The organism is Massilia sp. CT11-108, from assembly GCF_047302915.1.
GTDB lineage: Bacteria > Pseudomonadota > Gammaproteobacteria > Burkholderiales > Burkholderiaceae_D > Telluria > Telluria orientalis.
In genome coordinates this window covers 1-4779 of the sequence record NZ_JBKYMO010000424.1, presented here as the reverse complement: position 1 = coordinate 4779, position 4779 = coordinate 1, and the positions used below count along the sequence as shown (strand labels likewise).

The following is a 4779-nucleotide window of genomic DNA, read 5'->3' as shown; positions in this document are numbered from 1 at the left end:
CGGCTCGACCGCGCGCTGCAGGCCTCGGCCGAGCCGCACGCGCTCGTCGCCGACGCGCGCCTGGCCATCGAAGACATCGACAGCGTCATTTCGCTGTTCGACAAGCTGCTGCAGATCGCCGCGCTGGAATCCGGCGTGCGTGCGGGCACCTTCGAAAAACTCGACCTGGCCGCCATCGCGCACGACATGACGGAATTGTACGAAGCGGCCGCGGAAGAGCAGGGCGTCGCGCTGCGCTTCGCGGGCACGCCGACGATCATCCGCGGCGACCGCGACCTGCTGGCCAGCGCACTGGCCAGCCTGATCGACAACGCCATCAAGTACGGCCGCACCGGCGGCCGGGTGGACGTGGAAGTGGCCACCGTCGACGGCGCGCCGGCATTGACCGTGCGCGATTACGGCCAGGGCGTGCCGCTCGAGGACATGGACAAGCTCACGCGCCGCTTCTACCGCGTGGACCAGAGCCGCCACCTGCCGGGCAACGGCCTGGGGCTGTCCATCGTCACCGCCATCACCCAGCTGCACGAGGGTACGCTCGCGCTGCGCCGCCTCGAACCGGGGTTCCAGGCGAGCATGGTGTTCCCGCGGGCCTAGCGTGCCCGGCTGCGCGTATCGCGGGATGAGCGGTAAAATACGCAGTTCTTCGTCCAGACCGAGACAGCAATGACCCAACGCCTCATCCTTGCCTCCAACAACGCGGGCAAGCTCAAGGAATTCGCCCAGTTACTGGGCCCGATCGGCTTCGAACTGCATCCGCAGGGCGAGTTCAACGTTCCCGAAGCGGAAGAACCGTTTGGCACCTTCGTCGAGAACGCGCTGCAGAAGGCCCGCCACGCCGCGCGCCTCACCGGCCTGCCGGCCCTCGCCGACGATTCCGGCGTGTGCGTGAACGCCTTCGGCGGCGCGCCGGGCGTGCTTTCCGCGCGTTTTGCCGGCGAGCCGAAGTCGGACGCCCGCAACAACGAGAAGCTGATCGCCGACCTGGCGGCGCACGCCGACAAATCGGCGTATTACTACTGCGTGCTCGTGTACGTGCGCCACCCCGACGATCCGCAACCCGTGATCGCGGACGGCGTCTGGCGCGGCCAGATCGTCGACACGCCGCGCGGCGCGGGCGGCTTCGGCTACGATCCGCACTTCCTGCTGCCGGAATTCGGCCGCACGGCCGCCGAGCTGGCGCCGGAAGAAAAGAACGCCGTCTCGCACCGCGGCCAGGCGCTGCGCGCGCTCGTCGACAAGCTCGGGAAACTGAAATGATTCCGATCAAGCCCGTCGGGCCGGCGGCCACGCCTCGCAACGCGGCGTCAGCCGCGCTGCAATACCTGCAACCGGGCGCGCTGAACCTGACGGCGCTGCCGCCGCTGGCGCTGTACATCCACTGGCCGTGGTGCGTGCGCAAATGCCCGTACTGCGACTTCAATTCGCACGAGTCGAAGGAACCGATTCCCGAACAGGCTTACCTGGACGCGCTGCGCGCGGACCTGGAACAATCGCTGCCGCTGATCTGGGGCCGCAAGATCCACACGGTGTTCATCGGCGGCGGCACGCCCAGCCTGATCTCGGCGGCGGGGCTGGACCGGCTGATGTCGGACCTCCGCACCCTGCTGCCGCTCGATCTCGACGCCGAGATCACGATGGAAGCGAATCCCGGCACGTTCGAGGCGGAGAAATTCAAGGCCTTCCGCGCCAGCGGGATCAACCGCCTGTCGATCGGCATCCAGAGCTTCGACAGCAGGCATTTGCAGGCGCTGGGCCGCATCCACGACGCCGAGGAAGCCATCCGGGCCGTCGGGATCGCCCAGGCCAACTTCGACAATTTCAACCTCGACCTGATGTACGCGCTGCCGGGGCAGACGCTGGCGGAGGCGCAGGCCGACATCGACATGGCGCTGTCGTTCGCGCCGCCGCACCTGTCGCTGTACCACCTGACGATGGAACCGAACACGGTGTTCGCGAAGTACCCGCCCGAGCTGCCGGGCGACGACGAGAGCGCCGACATCCAGGACATGATCGCCGGGCGCACGGCCGCCGCCGGCTATGAACACTACGAGGTCTCGGCGTATGCGAAGCCGGGCCACCGCGCGCGCCACAACCTGAATTATTGGAAGTTCGGCGACTACCTCGGCATCGGCGCGGGCGCGCATTCGAAGCTATCGTTCCCGCACCGCGTGCTGCGCCAGGCGCGCTACAAGCAGCCGGCGTCGTTCATGGAGGCGGCAGGGAAGGGCAATGCGGTCGCCGAGGAACACGAGCTCGCGCGCGCAGACCTGGGCTTCGAATTCATGCTCAACGCGCTGCGCCTGACGGAAGGGTTCGACCCGAACCTGTTCGGCGAACGCACGGGCATGCCGATCAACGCGATCGAGAAGGCCTTGAACGAGGCCGAAGCGAAGGGCCTGATCTACCGCGACTTCCGCGTGATCCGGCCGACGGAACTGGGGCAGCGCTTCCTCAACGATCTTCAGGAGATGTTCCTGGCCGAGTGACAAAGAGCGCATCTTGGAAACGGCATGGTCTGCTAAGGTGTCGGCTTCGACACACGCACACACCATGACGTTTCATTTCATGCAACGCTATCTCGCCGCCAGCACCTACATCGATTTCGACACGCCGGACGTCCTCGCCACCGCCCGCCGGCTGGCCGAAGGCGCGACTTCCGAAGCGGACGTCGTGCGCGCCTGCTTCGAATTCGTGCGCGACACGATCCGCCACAGCGTGGATTTCAAAGCGAATCCCGTCACGTGCAAGGCGTCCGACGTGCTGCGCCACGGGACGGGCTATTGCTATGCGAAGAGCCATCTGCTCGCCGCCCTGCTGCGCGCGAACGGCATCCCGGCGGGGCTGTGCTACCAGCGCCTGTCGGTCGGCGACAGCGGGGCGCCGTACTGCCTGCACGGCCTGAATGCCGTGTACCTGGAGGACGTCGGCTGGTACCGCATCGATGCCCGGGGCAACAAGCCCGGCGTCGACGCGCGCTTCGAACCGCCCGTGGAAAAGCTCGCGTTCGCGACGCGCACACGCGAGGAACGCATGCTGCCGGAGATCTGGGCCGAGCCGCTGCCCGTCGTCGTCGAGACGCTGGAATGCTACGATACGTGGGACCAGGTGCTGGCGAACCTGCCGGACGTCGTGCTCCTGGATTGACCGCGGCATCCATCTTCAGGAAAGGACAAGCATGTTCAGTCACATCATGATCGGTTCCAATGACCTCGATCGTTCGAAGCGTTTTTACGACGCCGTGCTGGGCGTCCTCGGCGTGGGCGAGCCGTTCCCCAACACGAACCTGACGGGCCAGCGCCGGCTGTTCTATCGCCACGACGGGGGCTCGTTCTGCATCACCGAGCCGATCGACGGCGCCGAAGCGACGTGCGCGAACGGCGCCACGATCGGCTTCAAATGCGCGTCGCCCGAACAGGTCCACGCGTTCCACGACACGGCGGTCGCCCAGGACGGCACGTCGATCGAGGCGCCGCCGGGCCTGCGCGAGAGCAGCCTGGGGCCGCTGTATCTCGCGTACGTGCGCGATCCGGACGGTCACAAGCTGTGCGCGCTGTTCCGTCCCAAATAGGCGTTGGCTGCCGGCGCGAAACGTGCCGGGCATCCCGGAGGCCCTGTGTTACAGTCCTGCTTGCATAAGTTTCAATGAAAGGCAAGCTGGCCGATGCCACCCGCACCGCCCCGCATCCTCGTCGTGGATGACGAGGAAGCCATCCTGTACGTATTCGAGCGCTACCTGAGCATCGCCGGTTATCGCGTGTCCGTCGCCGACAACGGGCGCGACGCCGTCCGCATCGGCGAGGCCGGCCCGATCGACCTGCTGATCACGGATTTCCGCATGCCGGGCATGAACGGCATCGAAGTGATCCACGCCCTGCGCGGCCTGCAGCCCGAACTGCCGGCCCTTGTCATCTCGGGCAATCCCATCGAGGCCGGCACGATGCCGCCGGGCGTACGCTTCCTGTCGAAGCCCGTGTCGATGTCCGACCTGCTCGACATCATTCCCTCCCTGATCCAACAGCCATTCTAGGCCGGTCCTGCGTCTTCGTATCGGCTGAACAGACCGGAACGGCGGTACTGCGGGGTGGGGCGCTCCCTCACAATACGTGCCATGAAGCACTTCGACCAACTTTTGCGCCGCCTCGTCGCCGAGGGGCTCGGCACCGCCCTGCTGCTGGCCGTCGTCGTCGGCTCCGCCGTCATGGGCGACCGGCTGGCGGGCGGCAATGCGGCCATCGCGCTGCTCGTCAATTCGATCGCGTCCGGCTGCGGCCTCGTCGTGCTGATCCTCGCGTTCGGCGCCGTTTCGGGCGCGCACCTGAATCCCGTCGTCACCCTGTCCGAAGCGTGGCAGCGCAACCTGCCGGGCGCGCTCGTGCTGCCGTACCTGGCCGCGCAGGTAGCCGGCGCGTTCGCCGGCGTGGCGCTCGCGCATTCGATGTTCGGCGAACCCGTGTTCGCAGCCGCGACGCAGGCGCGCACGGGCGCCGGGCTGTGGTGGAGCGAAGGCGTCGCCACGTTCGGCCTGCTGGCCACGATCATCGGCTGCGCGCGCACGCGGCCCGGCGTCACACCATATGCGGCGGCCCTGTTCATCGTCGCGGGGTACTGGTTCACGGCGTCGTCGTCGTTCGCCAATCCCGCCCTCACGCTGGCGCGCGCGGCGACAGGCACGTGCGCCGGCATCCGGCTCGCGGACGTGCCGGGCTACGTGCTGGCCCAGCTGGCCGGCGCGGCGGCGGCGACCGTCATTTTCGGCTGGCTGTATCCGCGCGCACGGCA

General features: G+C 67.5%; 7 protein-coding genes. All 7 read left to right on the top strand.

Going from position 1 to position 4779, the window contains the following annotated elements; translation table 11 throughout:
• Positions 1 to 594: sensor histidine kinase (locus tag ACEN88_RS24485; RefSeq protein ID WP_413343860.1), on the top strand; the 594-nt coding region annotated here is incomplete at its 5' end.
• Positions 595 to 663: 69 nt separating this feature from the next.
• Complete coding sequence (gene rdgB / locus ACEN88_RS24480; protein WP_413343858.1) at positions 664 to 1257, top strand: RdgB/HAM1 family non-canonical purine NTP pyrophosphatase; 594 nt, start codon at positions 664 to 666, stop codon at positions 1255 to 1257.
• Complete coding sequence (gene hemW / locus ACEN88_RS24475) at positions 1254 to 2486, top strand: radical SAM family heme chaperone HemW (RefSeq protein ID WP_413343856.1); 1233 nt, start codon at positions 1254 to 1256, stop codon at positions 2484 to 2486. The genes rdgB and hemW overlap by 4 nt, the downstream gene beginning before the upstream one ends.
• Positions 2487 to 2550: 64 nt before the next feature.
• A complete protein-coding gene (locus ACEN88_RS24470; protein WP_413343854.1) occupies positions 2551 to 3144 on the top strand; it encodes a transglutaminase-like domain-containing protein in 594 nt (197 codons plus the stop codon).
• A 31-nt stretch (positions 3145 to 3175) separates the two neighbouring features.
• A complete protein-coding gene (locus ACEN88_RS24465; protein ID WP_413343852.1) occupies positions 3176 to 3568 on the top strand; it encodes a VOC family protein in 393 nt (130 codons plus the stop codon).
• A gap of 93 nt (positions 3569 to 3661) precedes the next feature.
• The gene (locus ACEN88_RS24460) at positions 3662 to 4027 is read left to right on the top strand and encodes a response regulator (RefSeq protein WP_413343850.1); all 366 of its coding nucleotides are present in this window, start codon (positions 3662 to 3664) and stop codon (positions 4025 to 4027) included.
• Between the two features lie 81 nt (positions 4028 to 4108).
• Positions 4109 to 4779: aquaporin (locus ACEN88_RS24455; protein WP_413343848.1), on the top strand; the 671-nt coding region annotated here is incomplete at its 3' end.

Excerpts from the sequence above, each read along its gene's own strand:
- rdgB (WP_413343858.1), top strand. The coding sequence starts at position 664 with ATGACCCAACGCCTCATCCTTGCCTCCAACAACGCGGGCAAGCTCAAG.
- hemW (WP_413343856.1), top strand. The coding sequence starts at position 1,254 with ATGATTCCGATCAAGCCCGTCGGGCCGGCGGCCACGCCTCGCAACGCG.
- ACEN88_RS24470 (WP_413343854.1), top strand. The coding sequence starts at position 2,551 with ATGACGTTTCATTTCATGCAACGCTATCTCGCCGCCAGCACCTACATC.
- ACEN88_RS24465 (WP_413343852.1), top strand. The coding sequence starts at position 3,176 with ATGTTCAGTCACATCATGATCGGTTCCAATGACCTCGATCGTTCGAAG.
- ACEN88_RS24460 (WP_413343850.1), top strand. The coding sequence starts at position 3,662 with ATGCCACCCGCACCGCCCCGCATCCTCGTCGTGGATGACGAGGAAGCC.